The sequence below is a fragment of the Aeromonas sp. ASNIH4 genome, from assembly GCF_002934425.1.
GTDB classification, from domain to species: domain Bacteria; phylum Pseudomonadota; class Gammaproteobacteria; order Enterobacterales; family Aeromonadaceae; genus Aeromonas; species Aeromonas hydrophila.
Map to the genome: position 1 here is coordinate 2515581 of NZ_CP026217.1, position 19117 is coordinate 2534697.

Genomic DNA, 19117 nt, shown 5'->3' on the forward strand with positions numbered 1-19117 from the left:
GGAACGCGCTATCCGGCGCGTGGCGCCGTGTGAAATTGGTGAACTGGCTCACAACGGGATGCATCGCGCGCCATAAAGTAACCCTCTGCAGGCCCGCAGCACGCGGGCCTGCATGGTTGGACAGGGATCAGATACGCGCCTTGCGTACCTGCTTGTAGCGGTCGAACAGCACGGCGGCGAGCAGGATGAGGCCACGCACCACGTACTGGGCAAACGGGGAGATGTTGAGCAGGTTCATGGCGTTCTCCATCAGCCCCAGGATCAGCACCCCGGCGATGATGTAGGAAATCTTGCCGATCCCCCCCTTCATGGAGACCCCTCCCAGCACACAAGCGGAGATCACCACCAGCTCGAAGCCGATGGAGGTCATCGGCTGGCCCGAGGTCATGCGCGAGGCGAGAATGATGCCGGCGATGGAGGCAATCAGCCCGGTCATGGTGAAGATGATGATCTTGGTGCGCACCACGTTGACGCCAGCCAGACGCGCCGCCTCCTCATTGCCCCCCATGGCCAGGGTATTGCGGCCGAAGGTGGTCTTGTTGAGCAGCAGGCCGAACAGCACGAAGCAGACGGCGGTCAGCCAGACCGGGGTCGGGATGCCGAGCAGGGCGGAGTTGCCGAGTTCGAAGAAACGCTCCTCCACGATGCCCACCGCCTTGCCGTCGGAGATGATGTAGCCCACCCCGCGCGCCATCTGCATGGTGGCCAGGGTGGTGATGAGGGCATTGATCTTGAATTTGGCCACGACTATGCCGTTGATGAGGCCAAACAGTACCCCCACCGACATGCCGGCCAGGATGCCCACCGTGATGCTCTCGGTGGCATTGATGCCCACCGCGCAGGCGACGCCGGAGCAGGCCACCACGGAGCCCACCGACATGTCGAACTCGCCGGAGGCGAGGCAGAACAGCATGCCGCAGGCCACCATGCCCGACATGGAGACGGCGAGCCCGAGCCCGCGCATGTTGATCAGGCTGGCGAAGTTGGGCACCAGCACGCAGGCCAGCAGGAACAGGATGGCGAAGATCACCAGCATGCCGTATTGATCCCAGACGCGGGCCAGTTGCAGACGGGAGCCGCTGGCCGTCGCGGCGCTGGCGACCTGGCCGACTGAGGTAGTAGTTGTCATGGTATTTCTCCTGAAAATTCCGGGTGCTATCTCGTTGCGGTCAGCAGATCAACGGGCCGGCATGGCCAGATTGAGCGCCTTGACCTCGTTGGCCTCGTCGTGGGAAAGCTCGCCGGCGATCTCCCCCTCCCGCATGACCATGATCCGATCCGCGATGCCCAGCACTTCCGGCAGCTCGCTGGATACCACCACCACGGCGATGCCCACCTTGGCCAGATCGTAAATCACGTTGTAAATCTCGTTCTTTGCCCCGACGTCGATGCCGCGGGTCGGCTCGTCGAGCAAGATGACCTTCATGTCCTCGGAGAGCCAGCGCCCCAGAATGGCCTTCTGCTGGTTGCCGCCGGAGAGGTTCATGATGGCCTGCTGGGGAGACGGAGTCTTGACCCGCATGTCGCGGATCCGCAGCCTCGCGTTCTCGTCTTCCCACTGCTGGTTGATCCAGAAGCCCCCCCACGCGTGGTGACGGCGGGCACTGATGTTGATGTTCTCCTGCACCGAGTGGATGGGGATGATGCCGAGCGCCTTCCTGTCTTCGGTGCAGAGCATGATGCCGCTGCGAATGGCGTCGATGGGGCTGCCGATGACCACCGGCTTGCCGAACACCGCTATCTCGCCGCTGTGCATCTTGTCGGCGCCGAAGATGAGCTTCATCAGCTCGCTGCGCCCGGCCCCCACCAGCCCGAAGATGCCGAGGATCTCCCCGCGTTTGACCTCGAACGATACCGGCGCCTTGAGCCCAGGCCCCATCAGGTTATCTACCTTGAGGCCCGCCTCGCCGAGCGGCCTTGGGCTGTAGCCATAGATGTCGGTCAGCTCGCGCCCCACCATGGTCTTGACCAGCAGATCCCGGTCCACCTCGGCCATGGAGGCGAAGGTGCGCACGAACTGGCCATCCTTGAAGACCGTGATGGCATCGCACAGGGCGAAGATCTCGTCCATCCGGTGGGAGACGTAGAGAATGACCTTGCCCTCGTCACGCAGCTGGCGGATGACCCGAAACAGCTGCTCGATCTCGCGGGACGACAGGCTGCTGGTCGGCTCGTCGAAGGCGATGACGCTGGCATCCCGGGTCAGCGCCTTGGCGATCTCCACCATCTGCCACTGCCCGAGCGACAGGTACTTGAGCGGCGTCTCGGGGGAGACATCCATGCCGAGGCGCGCCAGCTGCCTGGCCGCATCCTGATAGAGCTTCTCCCGATCGATGACGCCGCGCCGGGTCGGCAGCTGACCGAGGTAGATGTTCTCGGCCACCGTCATCTCGGGCACCAGGTGCAACTCCTGATAGATGATGGCGATCCCGCTCTCCAGCGCATCGACCGTGCTCTGAAAGACCCGCTCCTGGCCGGCCAGCTTCACCGCCCCGGTGGTGGGCGATTGAAAGCCACTCAGGATCTTGAGCAGGGTGGACTTGCCCGCGCCGTTTTCCCCCATCAGCGCGTGCACCGTGCCCTGCTGGCAGCAGAAGGAGACGTTCTTCAGCGCCTTGACGCCGGGAAACTCCTTGCTGATGCCGCAAAACTCCAGATAAGGAACTGACTGATTCATGTTTCACTCCAGCCGACCGGCATGGCGCACTGCGCCATGCCGGTCTCGGTGTCAGGGTTTAAATGGCGTCAATCACAGACCTTTCTTCTGCAGCTCGACCTTGAAGTTGTCGCGGGTGATGAGCACCACGTCGGTCACTTCGGTGAACTTGGCAGGTTCGGCGCCGTTGACCACCCAGTCATGAAGCATCTGGATGCTCTTGTAGCCGTGCACGTCCGGGCTTGGCAGCAGGGAGCCCAAGAAGCCGGTGGCGCTGGACTTGGAGAGCTCGTTCACCGCATCCACCCCGTTGATGCCGATGCCGATGACGTTCTCGGCCTTGAAGCCCTGTCCTTCGGTGGCGCGCACGCCGCCCAGCACCGTGTTGTCATTCATGCCGACGATGAGCCAGTTCTTCACCTCGGGATGCTGCACCAGCATGGAGTTGGCGGCATCCAGCGCCCCCGGAATGTCGTTGGCCTTGGTGGGTGAGCGGTAGATCTGGGCCTCGGGGAAACCGGCGGCCTTGAGCGCACTCAAGGAGCCTTCGACCCGGCGGCGGGCGGTGTCGAGCTCGTCGGCGGTGATGGCCAGCACCCCGGTCGCCTTCACGTCCCACTGACGCTTTTGCATCTCCTTGTAGAGCTCCTGGCCCTGGCGTTCACCAATCTTGGTGGCGGCCATCATCACCAGCGGCACCTGCTCCATGGGCTGGCCCTTGGCGTTGACGAACTGGTCATCCACCGTGATGACCTTCAGATCCATGCTGTTGGCCTTGGCCATGATGGCGGCCCCGAGCTTGGGATCCGGGGTGCAGATGACGAAGCCCTTGGCACCGTTGGCTGCCAGGCTGTCGATGGCATTGAGGGTCTTCTCGCCATCGGGGACGGCGATCTTGATCACCTCGAAGCCGAGATCCTTGCCCGCCTTGTCGGCGAAGTTCCATTCGGTCTGGAACCAGGGCTCCTCCGGCTGCTTGACCAGGTAGCCCAGCTTCAATGCCTCGGCCGAGAAAGCAGAATTTGCCATACCAAGGGCAAACCCCATTGCGATCATGCTGTTAACGATTTTGTTCATGCGAGTGTCTCCAGGTGTTCTATCAATCCATGTATCCACGCCGTGCTGCTCATTGAGTCAATCAAGTCGCAGCCATATAAAAACATGCTTAAACAGGACGTTATTGTTGTTGCTAGTTGAGCGAACCAAGTTGTAATCGTTTTCACATGGAAAAATGGAGAGCAGGATCACGCCATGAAATTGCAGCCGTTTTGTCTATGTTTTCAGCAAAATAATCACATAGCGGATCTTCGATGGCCGTCACCCTCTTGCTGGCATAGCGTTTAAATCCATATTTCCAGCAGCCAATGGCTAACCGCCCATCCGGTCCATCTCCTATGGTTCCTCACCAGTCACCCCTCATTGATGGTCAGGAGCACTTATGTCTGAGCACCCCAGGTCCGAGCAGATCACCATCGGACTCGATTTCGGCAGCGATTCGGTCAGGGCACTCGCCGTGCGCTGCCACGACGGCGCCGAGCTGGCAACCCAGGTCGTCTATTACCCGCGCTGGCAGGCCGGTCGTTACTGCCAGCCGGTCACCAACCAGTTTCGCCACCACCCCCTCGACTATCTGGAATCCATGGAGCAGGCGGTGGTGGCAGTGGTGAGCCAGCTCACCCCGAGTCAGCGCGCCGCCGTGCGCGGCATCGGGGTGGACAGCACAGGCTCCACACCGGCCCCCATCGACGAGGAGGGCCGTGTGCTGGCCCTGCGTCCGGAGTTTGCCGACAACCCCAACGCCATGTTCGTGCTGTGGAAGGATCACACCGCCATCGAGGAGGCCGAGGCCATCACCACCCTGTGCCACGGCGGCCAGTTCCCCGACTACAGCCGCTACATCGGCGGGGTCTACTCCTCCGAGTGGTTCTGGGCCAAGATCCTGCACGTCTCCCGCGCTGACGCAGCGGTGCGCGCTGCGGCCTGCAACTGGATCGAGCTGTGCGACTGGGTTCCCGCCATCCTGAGCGGCACCCAGGCCCCGGCCGACATCCGGCGCGGACGCTGCTCCGCCGGCCACAAGTCCCTCTGGCACCCGAGCTGGGGCGGCCTGCCCCCCGCCGAGTTTCTCAACGCACTGGATCCGCTGTTGACCGAGGATCTCGACTACCCCCTCTTTACCGACAGCTGGACCGCCGATCTGCCGGTCGGTACCCTGACCCCGGAGTGGGCGGAGCGGCTGCATCTCTCCTGTGAAGTGGTGATCGCCGGCGGCGCCTTTGACTGCCACATGGGGGCGGTGGGGGCCGGGGCCGGCAACAATGCGCTGGTCAAGGTGATAGGCACCTCCACCTGCGACATCCTGATCGCCGACGAAGCCACCATAGGTGATCGCGCCATTGCCGGGATCTGCGGCCAGGTGGACGGCAGCGTGGTGCCGGGCATGGTGGGGCTGGAGGCGGGACAATCGGCGTTTGGCGACATCTATGCCTGGTATCAGCGCCAGCTCGGCTGGCCGCTGGAGAGCCTCGCCGCCCAGTATCCGGAGCTGCGCACCGCCATCGAGGCCCACAAGCGGGAGCTGCTGCAAAGCCTCGCCGCCGCCTGGGAGCAGCAGCGCGATCTGGCCCACCTGCCGGTGGTGCTCGACTGGTTCAACGGTCGCCGCACCCCCTACGCCAACCAGCGCCTGCAGGGCACCGTCACCGGGCTCAACCTCGGCACCGATGCGCCCGATCTGTTCGGTGCCCTGGTGGCCTCCACCGCCTTTGGCGCCCGCAGCATCATGGAGTGCATGACCAGTCAGCAGGTGCCGGTGGAGCAGGTGATCGCCCTTGGCGGCATCGCCCGCAAATCGGCCATCGTGATGCAGACCTGCGCCGACGTGATGAACAGGCCCATTCAGGTGGTGGCCTCGGATCAGTGCTGCGCCCTGGGTGCGGCCATCTTTGCCGCCGTGGCGGCCGGGATCCACGCCGATGTGGCCATGGCCCAGCACCACATGGCGAGCGCCGTGGAGCGCACCCACCAGCCTGACCCTGAGCGGGTCGTCGAATACGAGCGCCTCTACCAGCGCTACCTCGCCTGGGGCGCCGCCGCCGAGTCGCTCTACAACCGGGGAGTACCGGCATGAACCTCAAGATGCTCAAGGAGCAGGTGCTCGTCGCCAACCTGGATCTGCCGCGCCACGAGCTGGTGACCTTCACCTGGGGCAACGTGAGCGGCATCGACCGAGAGCACAATCTGGTGGTGATAAAACCAAGCGGCGTCAGTTACGAGCGGATGCTGCTCGAAGACATGGTGGTGCTGGATCTGGCCGGCAAGCTGGTGGAAGGCGCCTTGCGTCCCTCCTCCGACACCGCCACCCACCTGGTGCTCTATCGCGCCTATCCGGAGCTGGGCGGCGTGGTACACACCCACTCCACCCACGCCACTGCCTGGGCCCAGGCGGGGCGCGCCATCCCCATTTTCGGCACCACCCAGGCCGACTACTTTCACGGCGAGATCCCCTGCTCGCGCCTGCTCACCCCGAGGGAAGTGGAGGAGGATTACGAGGGGCTGACCGGTCATCTCATCGTCGAGACCCTCAAACAGACCCCCATTCTCACCATGCCGGGGGTGCTGGTGGCCAACCACGGCCCCTTCAGCTGGGGCAAGAGCGCCGAGGACGCGGTACACAACGCCGTGGTGCTGGAAGAAGTGGCGCGCATGGCCTGGCTCACCGGCCAGATCAACCCCGCAGCCCACCCCCTGCCCGATTACCTGCTGGAGAAGCACTACCAGCGCAAACATGGCAAACACGCCTATTACGGCCAGACAAAAGCATAAACAGAGGACACCAAGATGGAATTGATGAAACAGCTGGAAGTGTGGTTCCTGGTCGGCAGCCAGCACCTGTATGGCGCCGCCACCCTGAAGCAGGTGGCCGATCACGCCCACACCATCACCAGCCAGCTTAACGAGCGCGCCGGCCTGCCGGTCAAGATAGTGCTCAAGCCCACCGGCACCACCCTCGACGAGATAAGCGCGGTGGCCCGCGATGCCAACCACGATGAGCGCTGCATCGGGCTCATGGTGTGGATGCACACCTTCTCTCCCGCCAAGATGTGGATTCCGGCCCTCAGCCAGCTGCAAAAACCCCTGCTGCAATTTCACACCCAGTTCAACCGGGATCTGCCGTGGAGCGAGATCGACATGGACTTCATGAACCTGAACCAGACCGCCCACGGCGGCCGTGAGTTCGGCTTCATGGGGGCTCGGCTGCGGCTGCCGCGCACCGTGGTGGTCGGTCACTGGCAGGATGAAGAGGCCCACCGCAAGCTGGGCAACTGGATGCGGGTCGCTGCCGCCATTCACGACAGCCGCCACCTGAAGATCGCCCGCTTTGGCGACAACATGCGCAACGTGGCGGTCACCGAGGGCGACAAGATTGAGGCCCAGATCCAGTTCGGCTATCAGGTGAACTACCACCCGGTCGGCGATCTGGTCAAAGTGATCGACGCCGTGCCCGCAAGCGATATCGAGGCACTGCTGGCCGAGTACGAAGCGACCTACACCCTGACCGAAGCGGTGCAGGCGGGCGGGCCGCTGCGCACCTCCCTCTATGAGGCGGCGCGCCAGGAGCTGGGGATGAAGAAATTCCTCACCGACGGCGGCTTTGGCGCCTTCACCACCACCTTTGAGGATCTTCATGGCCTGCACCAGCTGCCGGGGCTCGCCTGCCAGCGCCTGATGCAGCAAGGCTTCGGCTTTGGCGCGGAGGGGGACTGGAAGACTGCGGCCCTGCTGCGCACCCTCAAGGTGATGGGGGCCGGTCTTGCGGGCGGTACCTCCTTCATGGAGGACTACACCTACCACCTGGAGGCGGGCAACAACCTGGTGCTGGGAGCCCACATGCTGGAAGTCTGCCCCTCCATCGCCGCCGATAAACCCGTGCTGGATGCCCAGCACCTGGGCATAGGCAAGAAGGCCGATCCGGCCCGCCTGCTGTTCGCGGCCCCCGCCGGCAAGGCGGTCAATGCCAGCCTGATCGATCTGGGCAACCGCTTCCGGCTGGTGGTCAATCAGCTGGAGGTGGTGGACCTGCCAGAGGCCATGCCGAAACTGCCGGTGGCCAGCGCACTGTGGAACCCCATGCCGGATCTGCAGACCAGCGCCGAGGCCTGGATCCTGGCCGGGGCCGCCCACCACTCGGTGTTCACCCAGTCGGTGGATATCGAGCAACTGCGTACCTTCGCCGACCTCATGGGCATCGAGTTTGTGGTCATCGACCAGCACACCCGCATCCCCGAGCTCAAGCAGACCCTGCAGTGGAACGAGGTCTACTACAAGCTCTGCCACTGAGCCCGCCACCAGAAAACCTGTCCAGCAGACAACCCCGCATGCGGGGTTGTCTCTTTTTACTCTCTCACCTTCCCTCCTTTTCATCTTCCATTGATGCAGGCCTGCCCAATAAAGCGGCAGCCGGCCGGTCTGCCCTTCGTTCTGCCTGCGCTATGGTTTACCATGCAGGCAACCGAGGTGCATGGCACCCCCACCCTGGCGCCAGGCGCCACCGTCATCGGATATCCCTCTCGAGCAACATGAGCAAAACAGCACACGCCGGCAGCGAGCCGACCTTTTACTTCCACGACTACGAGACCTTCGGCATCAGTCCGGCCAAGGACAGACCGGCGCAGTTTGCCGGCATTCGTACCGACGGGGATTTCAACCTCATCGGCGAGCCGCTGGTCATCTATTGCAAGCCGCCCGCTGACTATCTGCCGGAGCCGGAGGCGTGCCTCATTACCGGCATCACGCCGCAAAAAGCGATGAAGGACGGGCTGTGCGAGGCGGATTTCATCCGTCAGATCCACGAGCAGTTCGCCACCCCGGGTACCTGCGTGCTGGGCTACAACAGCATCCGCTTCGATGATGAAGTGACCCGCTACACCCTCTATCGCAACTTCTATGACCCTTATGCCTACGCCTGGCAGAACGGCAACTCCCGCTGGGACATTCTCGACATGCTGCGGGCCTGCTACGCCCTGCGCCCGGAGGGGATCGAGTGGGCGTTTGACGAAGAGGGCAAGCCGAGCTTCAAGCTGGAGAAGCTCACAGTCGCCAACGGCGTGGCCCACGCCAACGCCCACGATGCGCTCTCCGATGTGCTGGCCACCATCGAGATGGCCAAGCTGGTGAAAAAGGCCCAGCCCAAGCTGTTCGGCTACCTGTTTGACCTTCGCAACAAGAACAAGGTGAAGGCCCTCATCGACGTGGTGACCATGAAACCGCTGGTGCACGTCTCTGGCATGTTCTCCCCCTGGCAGGGGTGTGCAAGCTGGGTGTCGCCGCTCGCCTGGCACCCCAGCAACCAGAACGCGGTGATCATGGTGGATTTGACCCGCGATCCCACCCCGCTCATCGAGCTCACTAGCGAGGAGATTCGCGAGCGCCTCTACACCAAAAAAGAGGAGCTGGGGGAGCTGGCCGGCATTCCGGTAAAGCTGGTGCACATCAACAAGTGCCCGGTACTGGCGCCGGCCGCCACCCTGACGGCGGAACGTGCCGACCAGCTTGGCATCGACCGGGAGCAGTGCCGCAAGAGCCTGGATCTGCTGCGCGCCCACCCCGAAGTGCGGGAAAAACTGGTGGAAGTGTTCAATCAGGAGTTTGCCGGCAGCAATGATGGCGATCCGGATACCCAGCTCTACGCCGGCTTCTTCGGTCACGGCGACAAGTCCACCATGGATCTGGTGCGTGCCACCCCGGCAGATCTGCTGGGTGAGCGGGAGTTTGCCTTCACCGACTCACGGCTGCCGGAGATGCTGTTTCGCTACCGCGCCCGCAACTGGCCGCACACCTTGAGCGAAACGGAGCAAAAGCGCTGGCGGCTGCACTGCAGCGACTACTTCAGCCGCCGTCTGCCCGACTATGTACCGCGCCTCGAGGCGCTGGCCGAGCAGAATCAGGGTAACGAACGGAACTTTGCCATCCTCAAAAGCCTCTATCACTACCTCGAAAATCTGTGAGATGTGACCCGCCTCACGGTTAAATGACTGTACGCTCCCCCGCCCCGCGACATAATGGGAAGGGGAGCAAAGACTCCTGATGTTTCAATTATTTGTGCGCTAACATTGCACTAACGGCCGGTTGGCCTATCGACCCTTGGGGATGCCGCATCCGATGCGTTCAGGATTATCCGGTTTTGGTTTGCTCATCTGCGCCCTGCTGCCATCGGCCAGCATGGCGGGTGTGCGTTTTGATGTCCCCGACTACCTGCTGCAGCTGCCGCAGCAGACTTACCAGCTGATCGAGAGCAACTTCAGCCGCCTCTATCAGCAGACCGACTTTACCCCCCAGATCACCAACAGCTATTTCAATCGCTCCGATCTCTACAACTTCGTCGGCGTGCCGCTGGCCATCACCCCCCAGGCCGGTTTCCAGCTGGAAGTGTTCGGCCAGCTCTATAACCGCGCCTCCCAGAGCTATGTGCACATGAGCCAGGACATGTCGCTCTATCGGATGATCCGGGCCGACATGATGGGCAACACCAACGACGAGGTAGCCCTCGGCATGGGGCTCGGCATTCCGCTCACTGCGCAGCTCACCTTCAAGGCCCTGCTCTCCAGCAACGAGATCCCGGGCTATGGCGCCGCCAATTACGCCATCGGCTTCGAGTGGCGTTACTGACTCCGGCATAGCAGCGCCTTTCGCAATACATTCAGGCTCCCGTGGGAGCCTGAATCATGATGGCCAGCCTGCTCAGCGGTAGCGGATCACCCGCCCCTCGCCCCCCTGCAGGGTGAGCGCGGTACCGACGGCCCCCTCATCCCAGAAATCTTCGCCCCCTGCCGGCAACAGGAACTCCTGAGGCTGCGCCTCCCAGTTGAAGAGGCAGAGCAGGGTGCCGCCCTCGGGCAGGCTCACCTCGCCGCAGGCAAAGTCCATCGACTCGAAACGGGCGCAAGGGGCGCGCGCCGCGCAAAGCTCGAGCAGCTTGCGCAGTTGCGCCGCCTGCACCTCGTCGAGATCCTGCAGCCTGTCCCCGGCCAGCATCATACCGCCGCTTGCCACCAGCGCCGCCAGATGGAAGCGGTACTCGGCAGGGCTCGCCTGCTGGCTTGGCAGATCCCGCAGGCAGATGCAGTCAGGATCCAGCGCCCACAGTCGGTCGTTCTGCCAGGCACGGCAGAACGCCTCGCGAGCGATCTGGCGATAGCGATGGCCACTGCGCTCCACGTCATCGCTCACCCGCATACCGTGCACCAGGCCGAGGCTTGGCCAGATGGGGGCGTTGCAGCCGAGCAGGAAGGCCCCCTCGCCCGCCCCGCGCAGGATGGCGGCCATGCCGCGCCGGTAGGCCTCCACCCGGGTGGCGGCTGGGTCGTGGAAGCGGCCGCCGTGGATGGCCCCCCAGAAGTTGGCGTCGAGCTTGAAGTAGTGGATGCCCCACTGCTCGCGCAGGGTACGGAACACCCGCTCGAGGTGAGCCTGCACCTCGGGATGGGTACCATCCAGCACATACCAGGGGGTACAGCGCCAGCCGCCGTAGGTAACCCGCTCGGAGGGCAGCGGCAACCCGTCATCCCCCTTCACGAACCAGTCGGGGTGATCCTGAAACACCTGGGAGCCAGGCTCGGCGATAAAGGGAGCCACCCAGAGCGCTGGCTCGCAGCCGGCACCTTTGATCTCGGCGGCCAGGGACGCCACCCCCTGCTCGAACTTGGCCGACGGGGTGAGCCAGTCGCCCATCTTGGCCTGATAACCGTCGTCAATCTGCACGTAGCGCAGCGCCGGGAAGCGCTCGGCACGCACCTGCAGGTTCTCGCGAATGTCGGCGGCGCTCACGTCCGCGTAGTAGTGATACCAGGAGCACCAGCCGCTGGGACGTTCGCCAACCTGGCCGATCAGCGAGCCATGCTCGGCCTCGATCCGCTGTGCCAACTCGGCCAGCAGCGCCTCCCGATCTTTCCCCTCAAGGCAGAGCAGCGCCTCGCTCTGCCAGAACTGGCCGGCAGGGAGTGCAAGCCCCTCACCGTTCATCAGGATCTGCAGCCGACCATCGGGGTGGAGCCGAAACTCCCCGCCAAAGCGCTGACAACTGGCAAAGGCGAGCAGCAGCCAGCCCTTGTCATGCTCCACCAGCAGCAGGTTGTGCACCGTGTGATAACCCTGATCATCGGTGATCCGATAGACACCGGCATCGGGGCAGCGGCCCACTGGCTGCGGCGTTTGCCAGCTGCCCATGGTCTGGGCCAGCATCTGGAAACCTTCGCCGTAGATGGCGCACGCGGGCGAGAGGCCGAGCTTGCCGTCAAACAGCGTCCAGTGCCCGACCCGGGCCTCGCTGCTGCCGGTATTGTCGAGCCGCACCCGGCACAGGGGGCCCTCCCACTGGCAGGTTTGCAGCAACGAAGGGGGCAGATGGTGGTCGTCCGCCAGCTGGCGCAGGCGGGACAAGAGAGATGTCATGGCGACTCCTTGTGGTTCGAAAAGGGTTCTATCTGAAAATCTTCAATTAAATCAGCCTCAAACGAACTGATTTCAGCTGTTATTGTTTTAATGCCGCGACCCGGCCTCTCTGGTAGACTGGCGTATTCCTTAGTTCACCGTTACCAAGATGGGGCTCCTGTGATCGCGCAACGTGCCTTGCTGTACCTTCGTGACTTTCTGGTCATCGTCGCCTGCCTGCTGGCGGGCAAAACCCTGGCAGCCATCCTGCCGTTCGCCTTCCCCGGCAGCATCATCGGCATGCTGCTGCTGTTCGTGCTGCTCTCCCTGCAACTGGTGAAACTGCACTGGGTTGAGCAGGGCGCCGGCCTGCTGCTGCGCCACATGGGGGTCTTGTTCGTGCCGGTAGCAGTTGGGCTGGTGGCCTGGCTGGAGCCACTGCGCCAATCCTTCGGCCTCATCATGCTCTGCATCGTGCTCGGGATCGTGCTGATCCTCGGCACCGTCGGCCGCCTCTACCAGAGGATGAACAAATGATCTTCTGGCTAGCCATTCCCTTGACCCTGGCGCTCTACTTCGCCACCCGGGCCCTCTATCGCAAGCTGCCCTGGCCCATCATCAACCCGGTGCTGGTGCCCACCGCCGTCATCATCGGCCTGCTGCTCTGGTTCGATCTGCCGCTGGAGCAGTACGAGAGCGGCACCCGCCCCATCACGGCGCTGCTGGAGCCGGCGGTGGTGGCGCTGGCACTGCCCCTTTATCAGCAGGCCCGCCAGATCCAGGCCAGGCTCAAGCCCATCCTAATCTGTACCCTGAGCTCGGTCTTGATCTCAGTCTGCACTACCTTGCTGATCGGTCATTTTATGGGCGCCGATCCGGCATTGCTGGCCTCGCTCGCCACCAAATCCATCACCACGCCGCTCGCCATGAGCGTCAGCCAGTCCCTGGGCGGCATTCCCGCCATCGCCGCCGCCGTGGTGGTGGTGGTCGGGATCGTCGGCGCCCTGATAGGCTTCCCCCTGCTCAAACTGATGCGGGTCACCGACCCCGAAGCCCAGGGGCTGGCCATGGGGGCCTGTGCCCACGCCATCGGCACCGCCACCTCCGCCGAGCAGGGCATCACCCAGGGGGCCTTTGCCTCGCTGGCCATGGTGGTGTGCGGCATCCTTACCGCCGCCGTGGCCCCCCTGCTGTTTGCCATTTACCACTGGTTGAGCTGAAGAACACCCTTTTCCGCGATGGCGGGCCTGCGGGCCCGCCGATGTGCGACCTGCCGCACAATTTGCACAAGACAAACGTTTCCATTACCATCCCCCTCCGTTTGCCCGTCAGGGCGTGAGCACGCTCACACATTTAGCCGAGCTTGCTCCCTACAATGGCCCCCCAATTGGCCTTTGAGGACACACTATGCATCCCCGTTTTGCCAAGCCACTCGATACCCTGTCCGCCCCGCTCAAGGCAGCGCTGCTGCCCATGCTGGGCGATGATTTCCAGGCTCGCTTCACCCCGGATCAGATCGCCACGCTGAAGGCCGCTACCGGTCTTGACGATCGCGCCCTGCGCCTGGCCCTGCTGCCGCTGGCCGCCGCCTGCTCGGTGGCCCCCATCTCCAAGTTCTTCGTCGGTGCCATCGCCTGCGGCCTGAGCGGCACCTGGTATTTCGGCGCCAACATGGAGTTTGCAGGTCAAGGTCTGTTCCACTCGGTCCATGCTGAGCAGTCCGCCATCTCCAACGCCTGGCTGGGTGGCGAGACCGGCATCTCAGAAATCACCGTCAACTACACCCCCTGCGGCCACTGCCGTCAGTTCATGAACGAGCTGAGCACCGCAAAGATCCTGAAAGTCTCTCTGCCGGATGATTTGAGCGCGCTGCAATCCTTCTTGCCCCACTCGTTCGGCCCGGCGGATCTGGACATCACGGACGCGCTGATGAGCCCGCAGGCCCACGACGAGCTCACGCTTGAGAGCGACGATCCGCTGTGGCAGGCCGCGCTGGCCGCTGCCCGCCAGAGCTACGCCCCCTACAGCCAGGGCTATGCCGCGGTGGCGCTGCAGTTCGCCGACGGTCGCATCTTCTGCGGTCGCTACGCCGAAAACGCCGCCTTCAACCCCAGCCTGCCACCGATGCAGATGGCCTGTGCCCACGCGGTGCTGAGTGGCGAAGATCTCGCCACCATCCGCCGCGCCGTGCTGCTGGAGAGCAAGGATGGTCAGATCAGCCAGCAGGACTCCGCCCGCGCCACCCTCAAGGCGCTCGGTTCGGTCGAGCTGGAGTATCAGGCGGTCTGACCTGCCGTTGCCTGAAACAACAAGGGGAGCCAGTGGCTCCCCTTGTTGTTTCGTGGTGGTCAGTTGCCGGGCCCCGTCAGGACTCCCAGATGATGCTCTGGGAAGAGGACCAGGCGTCGCCGAGGTCGGCATACTTCTGCTCCAGCAAGTGACGGCGGATCTTCATGGTCGGGGTGAGCACCCCGTTCTCGATGTTCCAGGGGCTCTTCACCACCAGGATGCCGCGAATTTTGGCGTGGGACTCCAGCTGCTCGTTGACCCGGTTGCGGGCCGCCTCCAGCTGGGCGTTGACCTGATTGCGATCCCCCTTCATGGCGCTCTCCGCCAGCTGCACCAGGGCCACCGGCTGCGGCATGCCGTAGCCAATCACGCACAGCTGCTCGATGATGGGCTCCTGGCCGAGCAGCCCCTCGATGGGCACCGGCGCCACATACTTGCCCTTGGCGGTCTTGAACACGTCCTTCATGCGGCCGGTGATGGTGAGATAACCCTCCCGATCCAGCTTGCCCATGTCGCCGGTGTGCAGCCAGCCCTCCTCGTCGATGGCTTCACGGCTGTGCTCGGGATCCTTGTAGTAACCCAGCATCATCCCCTCGCAGCGACAGAGGATCTCCCCTTCGTCGGAGATCTTGATGGTGACCCCCGGCCCCGCCTTGCCGACCGTGCCTATCTTGTCGGCCCGAAACGGGTAGTTGAGGGTGGAGAAGGCGTGGTTCTCGGTCATGCCCCAGGCCTCGGTGATCTCGATGCCGATGCTGTGGTACCACTCGAGCAGGGCCGGTGCCACCGGCGCCGAGCCACAGCCCAGCACCCGCGCCTGATCCAGCCCCAGCCCCTTTTGCAGCTTGCGCTTGATGAGGCCTGACACGAACGGGATCTTGAGCAGCAGCTCGAGTTTCTTCTGGGGCAGTTTCTCGTGGATCTTGATGCGGAACATGGCCCACAGCCGCGGCACCGAGATGAACACGGTGGGACGGCAGCGCTTGACGTCCTCAATGAAGGTGTCGAGGGACTCGGGGAAGGCGATCTCGGCGCGGCCATAGAGACTGCCGCCATAGACATAGACCCGCTCGGTGATGTGGGCCAACGGCAGGTAGGAGAAGCCGCGATCCTGCTCGCACAGCCCGACCGCCTCCACCAGCTTCTCGCACGACCAGGCGTAGCGCTCGACGCTCAGCATGGCCCCTTTCGGCTTGCCGGTACTGCCGGAGGTGTAGACCAGGCTCAGCAGGGAGTCCGGAGCCTGCACCGGGCTGTCCGGGATGGGTTCGTGTTGCTCCAGCAGATCGTCCCACTGATGGGCCGCCGGCATGGTGTCATAGGGAAAGGTGATGCGCAGCAATTCGGCGGGTACCCCCGCCTCCTGGCTCTTCCAGTCATCGAGCTTGCCGACGAAAATCGCCTTGGCCTCGCTGTGACGCAGCACGTATTCGATGGTATCGACGTTGGCGGTGGGGTAGATGGGCACACTCACATACTGCCCCATCTGCATGGCGAGATCGGCGATGAACCACTGGGCGCAGTTCTTGGAGAGCAGCGCCACCTTGTCACCGGCCACCAGCCCCAGCTGACGCAATGCCGTCACCATGCGGCGGGCCTCGTCAGCGACTTCACCCCAGGTGAAGTCCAGGTATTCGCGGTTGATGGTTTGACGCAGATAGACTCGGTCAGGACACTGCCGCTCCCATTGGTAGAGCATTTCGAGCGGCAGTTTATTGGCAATACGCGAGGAGGAAGCCATAGTTTAATCCCTGAAACAAAAGGCGAAACTTATTATTAACCTTTCACTAACCTCAGGGAAGAATAAACTCAAACTTCTGTTTGAACTGTGTAACCGATCAAGCTTCTGCTTGTTGTTGCAAACGAATCCACATTGCCTGCACCAGCTTCTCATCCTGCTCGGAGAGTTCACCCTGCAGGATGGCCTCGTTCAGGCTGCGCAGCACATAACTCTTTACATCCCGCACCAGGGTCTTGCCTTCCAGCTCGGCCCGCGCCACCGCCAGCGAGATGTGGCCGCGCAGATACCCCCCGGCAAACAGCTCATCGTCGGTCGCCGTGGCCACCATGCCGTCTATCAGTCCCAACAACTTGTGCTCAAAATCATGAATCGTCATTTAACGCAGCCTCATTTTCCGGGGTTGCCGGCAAAATAATTCGGGGGAGTGGAACCGCGATCCGGTTGATCACGGCTCTCTGGCGCCAGGCCAGCCGCATCCTTGATGTCCTATTCCGGGTTGGCCACCGGGTAGATGACCTGATCCTTGTATCCCGTGGTGATCCGCAGATAACCACTTAACGACCGGTTCAGCGCCGGGTCATCGGTATCCACCAGCAAGGGCCTGCCCGCAAGGGCCGCCAGCTTGGCTTTGGTGGCCAGGACCTGGATCTGGTCCCGCCCGACGGCCCGCAACACCTCTGGACTCAGTTGCTGATTTCCGCGCCCGAACAGATGTCCCTGACCGCCGATCAGGGTAATGATCAGCCGGCAGCGACGGCCACGGATCCGGGTCAGGATCTCGGCGGCGGACAGATCCTGCCCGATAAGCCGGCCATTTTCCACCAGATCCACACCGAGCAGGGTATTTTCGAGGCCGAGCTCCGTCATGCAGGCCGCCACCGTGCTGCCGGAGCCCATCAGATAGAGGGTATCGGGCTCCATCTGCTCGACCACACCGGCGGCGATGTCCGCCAGCACCAGCTCTTCAGACTCGCGCCCCCCCTGCTTGACCGCCTGCACATAGCGCAGATCGCCGGGCACCTGCAGCTGGCCGTAATGGCGGGCGCGCACCTTGCCGGCGCGAAACGCCTCCTCGTCGATGTCCATCACCTCGGCATCCACCAGACTCAGCAGCTCGCCGGCGATCATCCGGGCCGCCACTCGGCCGCTGGCAGCGGGCGTCACCCCATAGACCCCGGAGTGGATCTTGCAGCCGGCCGGAATGCCGAGCACGTGGCACGCCTCCCCCACCGCCGCACAGATGTCCCGCGCGGTGCCGTCACCGCCGGCAAACAGCAGCAGATCGACGCCCGCCTCGCGCATCCGTTCGGCGGCGATGCGGGTATCGGCCGCCGTGGTGGCTGCTGCCGCGGGCTGATAGACAATGCGGCAAGGCAGGCCGAGCTCGCCGGCAAGCTCGGCCCCCATCTCGCCCGCCACCGTCAACAGCTCGAAGCGGTCCGCCAGTTCACACAGTGGCAGCAGCGCCTGCCGGGTCCGCTCGCGGGCCTTGGGGACGGCGCCACGGGCCAGCGCCTCGGCCACCATGCCGTCACTGCCCTTGAGTCCGACCGCGCCGCCGATGCCGGCGACCGGATTGATGATGAGTCCTAAACGAAACATATGTCCCTCCCGTTGGATGGCCGCCATTTTTATCTTTTCCTGCCACTGGGACAAGCCATAACCCCCTGTTAGAATGCGCGGCTTCAACCCTCAATCAAAGTTCAACCAAGGTTCAATCATGCTGGAATGGATTGCAGACCCCTCCGCCTGGGTCGCGCTCGCCACCCTGACCCTGCTCGAGATCGTACTGGGCATCGACAACATCATCTTTATCTCCATCCTGGTCGGCCGCCTGCCGGAGGCACAGCGCCAGAAGGCGCGGATCCTGGGGCTGGGTCTCGCCATGGGTACCCGCATCCTGTTGCTGCTCTCTCTGGCCTGGGTGATGCGTCTCACCGAGCCTCTGTTCACCGTGCTGGGCGAAGCCATCTCTGGCCGCGATCTCATCCTGCTGCTGGGGGGTCTGTTCCTCATCGGCAAGAGTGCCCACGAAATCCACGCCACCCTGGAGGGCGCCGCCGAGCCTGAGAGCGTGAGCGCCGCTGCGTCAGGCTTCATCAGCACCCTGATCCAGATCGCCATTCTCGACATCGTCTTCAGCCTGGATTCCGTCATCACCGCCGTGGGCATGGCGGATCACGTGCCGGTCATGGTGCTGGCCATCATGATCGCCGTCTTCATCATGATGTTCGCCGCCAAGGCCATCGGTGATTTCGTCGACAACCACCCCACCATCAAGATGCTGGCCCTCTCCTTCCTCACCCTGGTCGGTTTCGCGCTGATGGCCGAGGGGATGGACTTGCACATTCCGAAGGGCTACATCTACTTCGCCATGGCCTTCTCGCTGACGGTGGAGATGATCAACATCCGCCTGCGCAGTCACCACGACCGCGAAAAGCTCAAGCAGGAATAACTGCGAGCCACAAAAAAGAGCGCCATCAGGCGCTCTTTTTTTATCTACACAACCATGTCATTCATTGCTGATGACAATCGCCACGCGGCGGTTCTCGGCCCGACCGGCAGCCGTCTTGTTGTCGGCGATCGGATCGCGTTCACCACGGCCCCGGATGTCCAGGTTGGCCTGTGGCATACCCACCGAGACCAGCACGTCGGCCACCGACTGCGCCCGCTTGTACGAGAGCTGATCGTTATAGTCCGCCGCCCCGTTGGAGTCGGTATGACCATCGATCCGCGCCCGGTTCAAGCCAACCTCCTGCAGGGTCTTCCCAAGTTTTTCCACCACTACGCGGGTCTTGGGGGTCAGGGCATCGGCGTTGTTGGCAAACAGCACACGGTTGGAGAAGTCCAGAGTCCAACCCTCATCGGTCAGGCGAAAGCCTTGCTCCTTGAGTACGGCGATCTGCTCTGCGGTCAGGCCGTGGGGGGCGCTTTGGCACCCCGCCAGCACGCTCAACAGCAGGCCGATCAAGCCGGTTTTCATCAGGACATGGATCTTCATT

17 protein-coding genes are annotated in these 19117 nt (G+C 63.2%); 9 read left to right on the forward strand and 8 right to left on the reverse strand.

Features of this window, described 5'->3' with window-relative positions:
• Positions 1-127: 127 nt before the first annotated feature.
• The 3 genes from araH to C2U40_RS11520 form a co-directional block, all read right to left on the reverse strand.
• Positions 128-1129, reverse strand: coding sequence for an L-arabinose ABC transporter permease AraH (gene araH / locus C2U40_RS11510; RefSeq protein ID WP_103828251.1), 1002 nt, complete (start codon positions 1127-1129; stop codon positions 128-130).
• Between the two features lie 48 nt (positions 1130-1177).
• Entirely contained in the window at positions 1178-2677 is a 1500-nt protein-coding gene (gene araG / locus C2U40_RS11515; protein WP_103828252.1) for an L-arabinose ABC transporter ATP-binding protein AraG, read from the reverse strand.
• A 72-nt stretch (positions 2678-2749) separates the two neighbouring features.
• A complete protein-coding gene (locus C2U40_RS11520) occupies positions 2750-3733 on the reverse strand; it encodes an arabinose ABC transporter substrate-binding protein (RefSeq protein WP_029301096.1) in 984 nt (327 codons plus the stop codon).
• A gap of 361 nt (positions 3734-4094) precedes the next feature.
• Between C2U40_RS11520 and C2U40_RS11525 the strand changes: the two genes are divergently transcribed.
• The 5 genes from C2U40_RS11525 to C2U40_RS11545 all read left to right on the forward strand — a co-directional run bounded on the left by C2U40_RS11525 (position 4095) and on the right by C2U40_RS11545 (position 10324).
• Entirely contained in the window at positions 4095-5786 is a 1692-nt protein-coding gene (locus C2U40_RS11525) for a ribulokinase (protein WP_103828253.1), read from the forward strand.
• Positions 5783-6481: an L-ribulose-5-phosphate 4-epimerase gene (locus tag C2U40_RS11530; protein ID WP_103828254.1), complete on the forward strand. Its 699-nt coding sequence runs from the start codon at positions 5783-5785 to the stop codon at positions 6479-6481. The genes C2U40_RS11525 and C2U40_RS11530 overlap by 4 nt, the downstream gene beginning before the upstream one ends.
• A gap of 15 nt (positions 6482-6496) precedes the next feature.
• Entirely contained in the window at positions 6497-7996 is a 1500-nt protein-coding gene (gene araA / locus C2U40_RS11535; protein ID WP_103828255.1) for an L-arabinose isomerase, read from the forward strand.
• Positions 7997-8235: 239 nt separating this feature from the next.
• Positions 8236-9663 carry an exodeoxyribonuclease I gene (sbcB, locus tag C2U40_RS11540; protein WP_181014855.1) on the forward strand — a complete coding sequence of 476 codons (1428 nt, stop codon included), beginning with the start codon at positions 8236-8238 and terminating at the stop codon, positions 9661-9663.
• A 154-nt stretch (positions 9664-9817) separates the two neighbouring features.
• Entirely contained in the window at positions 9818-10324 is a 507-nt protein-coding gene (locus tag C2U40_RS11545) for a hypothetical protein (RefSeq protein WP_039214596.1), read from the forward strand.
• 72 nt (positions 10325-10396) lie between these two features.
• On the opposite strand, the gene C2U40_RS11550 is transcribed toward C2U40_RS11545, so the two are convergent.
• Complete coding sequence (locus tag C2U40_RS11550) at positions 10397-12106, reverse strand: glycoside hydrolase family 36 protein (protein ID WP_103828257.1); 1710 nt, start codon at positions 12104-12106, stop codon at positions 10397-10399.
• Positions 12107-12265: 159 nt separating this feature from the next.
• Here C2U40_RS11550 and C2U40_RS11555 point away from each other — a divergent pair, with 159 nt between their 5' ends.
• The 3 genes from C2U40_RS11555 to cdd all read left to right on the forward strand — a co-directional run bounded on the left by C2U40_RS11555 (position 12266) and on the right by cdd (position 14374).
• Entirely contained in the window at positions 12266-12622 is a 357-nt protein-coding gene (locus C2U40_RS11555; RefSeq protein WP_011705771.1) for a CidA/LrgA family protein, read from the forward strand.
• Entirely contained in the window at positions 12619-13305 is a 687-nt protein-coding gene (locus C2U40_RS11560) for an LrgB family protein (RefSeq protein WP_011705770.1), read from the forward strand. Before C2U40_RS11555 ends, C2U40_RS11560 begins: the two co-directional genes overlap by 4 nt.
• Positions 13306-13492: 187 nt before the next feature.
• Complete coding sequence (cdd, locus tag C2U40_RS11565; protein WP_103828258.1) at positions 13493-14374, forward strand: cytidine deaminase; 882 nt, start codon at positions 13493-13495, stop codon at positions 14372-14374.
• 76 nt (positions 14375-14450) lie between these two features.
• On the opposite strand, the gene C2U40_RS11570 is transcribed toward cdd, so the two are convergent.
• The 3 genes from C2U40_RS11570 to C2U40_RS11580 form a co-directional block, all read right to left on the reverse strand.
• The gene (locus C2U40_RS11570; protein ID WP_103828259.1) at positions 14451-16115 is read right to left on the reverse strand and encodes an AMP-binding protein; all 1665 of its coding nucleotides are present in this window, start codon (positions 16113-16115) and stop codon (positions 14451-14453) included.
• Positions 16116-16212: 97 nt separating this feature from the next.
• A complete protein-coding gene (locus C2U40_RS11575; RefSeq protein ID WP_011705767.1) occupies positions 16213-16491 on the reverse strand; it encodes a YfcL family protein in 279 nt (92 codons plus the stop codon).
• 110 nt (positions 16492-16601) lie between these two features.
• A complete protein-coding gene (locus C2U40_RS11580; protein WP_041216318.1) occupies positions 16602-17717 on the reverse strand; it encodes an ATP-NAD kinase family protein in 1116 nt (371 codons plus the stop codon).
• Between the two features lie 118 nt (positions 17718-17835).
• On the opposite strand from C2U40_RS11580, the gene C2U40_RS11585 reads away from it, so the two are divergent.
• Positions 17836-18570 carry a TerC family protein gene (locus tag C2U40_RS11585; RefSeq protein ID WP_016350476.1) on the forward strand — a complete coding sequence of 245 codons (735 nt, stop codon included), beginning with the start codon at positions 17836-17838 and terminating at the stop codon, positions 18568-18570.
• A 57-nt stretch (positions 18571-18627) separates the two neighbouring features.
• Here C2U40_RS11585 and C2U40_RS11590 read toward each other — a convergent pair whose 3' ends face one another.
• Positions 18628-19116 (reverse strand): OmpA family protein, encoded by a 489-nt coding sequence (locus C2U40_RS11590; RefSeq protein WP_011705764.1) that lies wholly within the window; start codon positions 19114-19116, stop codon positions 18628-18630.
• Position 19117 lies beyond the last annotated feature (1 nt).

What these genes read in the sequence shown, in the direction of transcription:
- araH (WP_103828251.1), bottom strand. Translation starts at nt 1,129, where the DNA reads ATGACAACTACTACCTCAGTCGGCCAGGTCGCCAGCGCCGCGACGGCC.
- araG (WP_103828252.1), bottom strand. Translation starts at nt 2,677, where the DNA reads ATGAATCAGTCAGTTCCTTATCTGGAGTTTTGCGGCATCAGCAAGGAG.
- C2U40_RS11520 (WP_029301096.1), bottom strand. Translation starts at nt 3,733, where the DNA reads ATGAACAAAATCGTTAACAGCATGATCGCAATGGGGTTTGCCCTTGGT.
- C2U40_RS11525 (WP_103828253.1), top strand. Translation starts at nt 4,095, where the DNA reads ATGTCTGAGCACCCCAGGTCCGAGCAGATCACCATCGGACTCGATTTC.
- C2U40_RS11530 (WP_103828254.1), top strand. Translation starts at nt 5,783, where the DNA reads ATGAACCTCAAGATGCTCAAGGAGCAGGTGCTCGTCGCCAACCTGGAT.
- araA (WP_103828255.1), top strand. Translation starts at nt 6,497, where the DNA reads ATGGAATTGATGAAACAGCTGGAAGTGTGGTTCCTGGTCGGCAGCCAG.
- sbcB (WP_181014855.1), top strand. Translation starts at nt 8,236, where the DNA reads ATGAGCAAAACAGCACACGCCGGCAGCGAGCCGACCTTTTACTTCCAC.
- C2U40_RS11545 (WP_039214596.1), top strand. Translation starts at nt 9,818, where the DNA reads ATGCGTTCAGGATTATCCGGTTTTGGTTTGCTCATCTGCGCCCTGCTG.
- C2U40_RS11550 (WP_103828257.1), bottom strand. Translation starts at nt 12,106, where the DNA reads ATGACATCTCTCTTGTCCCGCCTGCGCCAGCTGGCGGACGACCACCAT.
- C2U40_RS11560 (WP_011705770.1), top strand. Translation starts at nt 12,619, where the DNA reads ATGATCTTCTGGCTAGCCATTCCCTTGACCCTGGCGCTCTACTTCGCC.
- cdd (WP_103828258.1), top strand. Translation starts at nt 13,493, where the DNA reads ATGCATCCCCGTTTTGCCAAGCCACTCGATACCCTGTCCGCCCCGCTC.
- C2U40_RS11570 (WP_103828259.1), bottom strand. Translation starts at nt 16,115, where the DNA reads ATGGCTTCCTCCTCGCGTATTGCCAATAAACTGCCGCTCGAAATGCTC.
- C2U40_RS11575 (WP_011705767.1), bottom strand. Translation starts at nt 16,491, where the DNA reads ATGACGATTCATGATTTTGAGCACAAGTTGTTGGGACTGATAGACGGC.
- C2U40_RS11580 (WP_041216318.1), bottom strand. Translation starts at nt 17,717, where the DNA reads ATGTTTCGTTTAGGACTCATCATCAATCCGGTCGCCGGCATCGGCGGC.
- C2U40_RS11585 (WP_016350476.1), top strand. Translation starts at nt 17,836, where the DNA reads ATGCTGGAATGGATTGCAGACCCCTCCGCCTGGGTCGCGCTCGCCACC.
- C2U40_RS11590 (WP_011705764.1), bottom strand. Translation starts at nt 19,116, where the DNA reads ATGAAGATCCATGTCCTGATGAAAACCGGCTTGATCGGCCTGCTGTTG.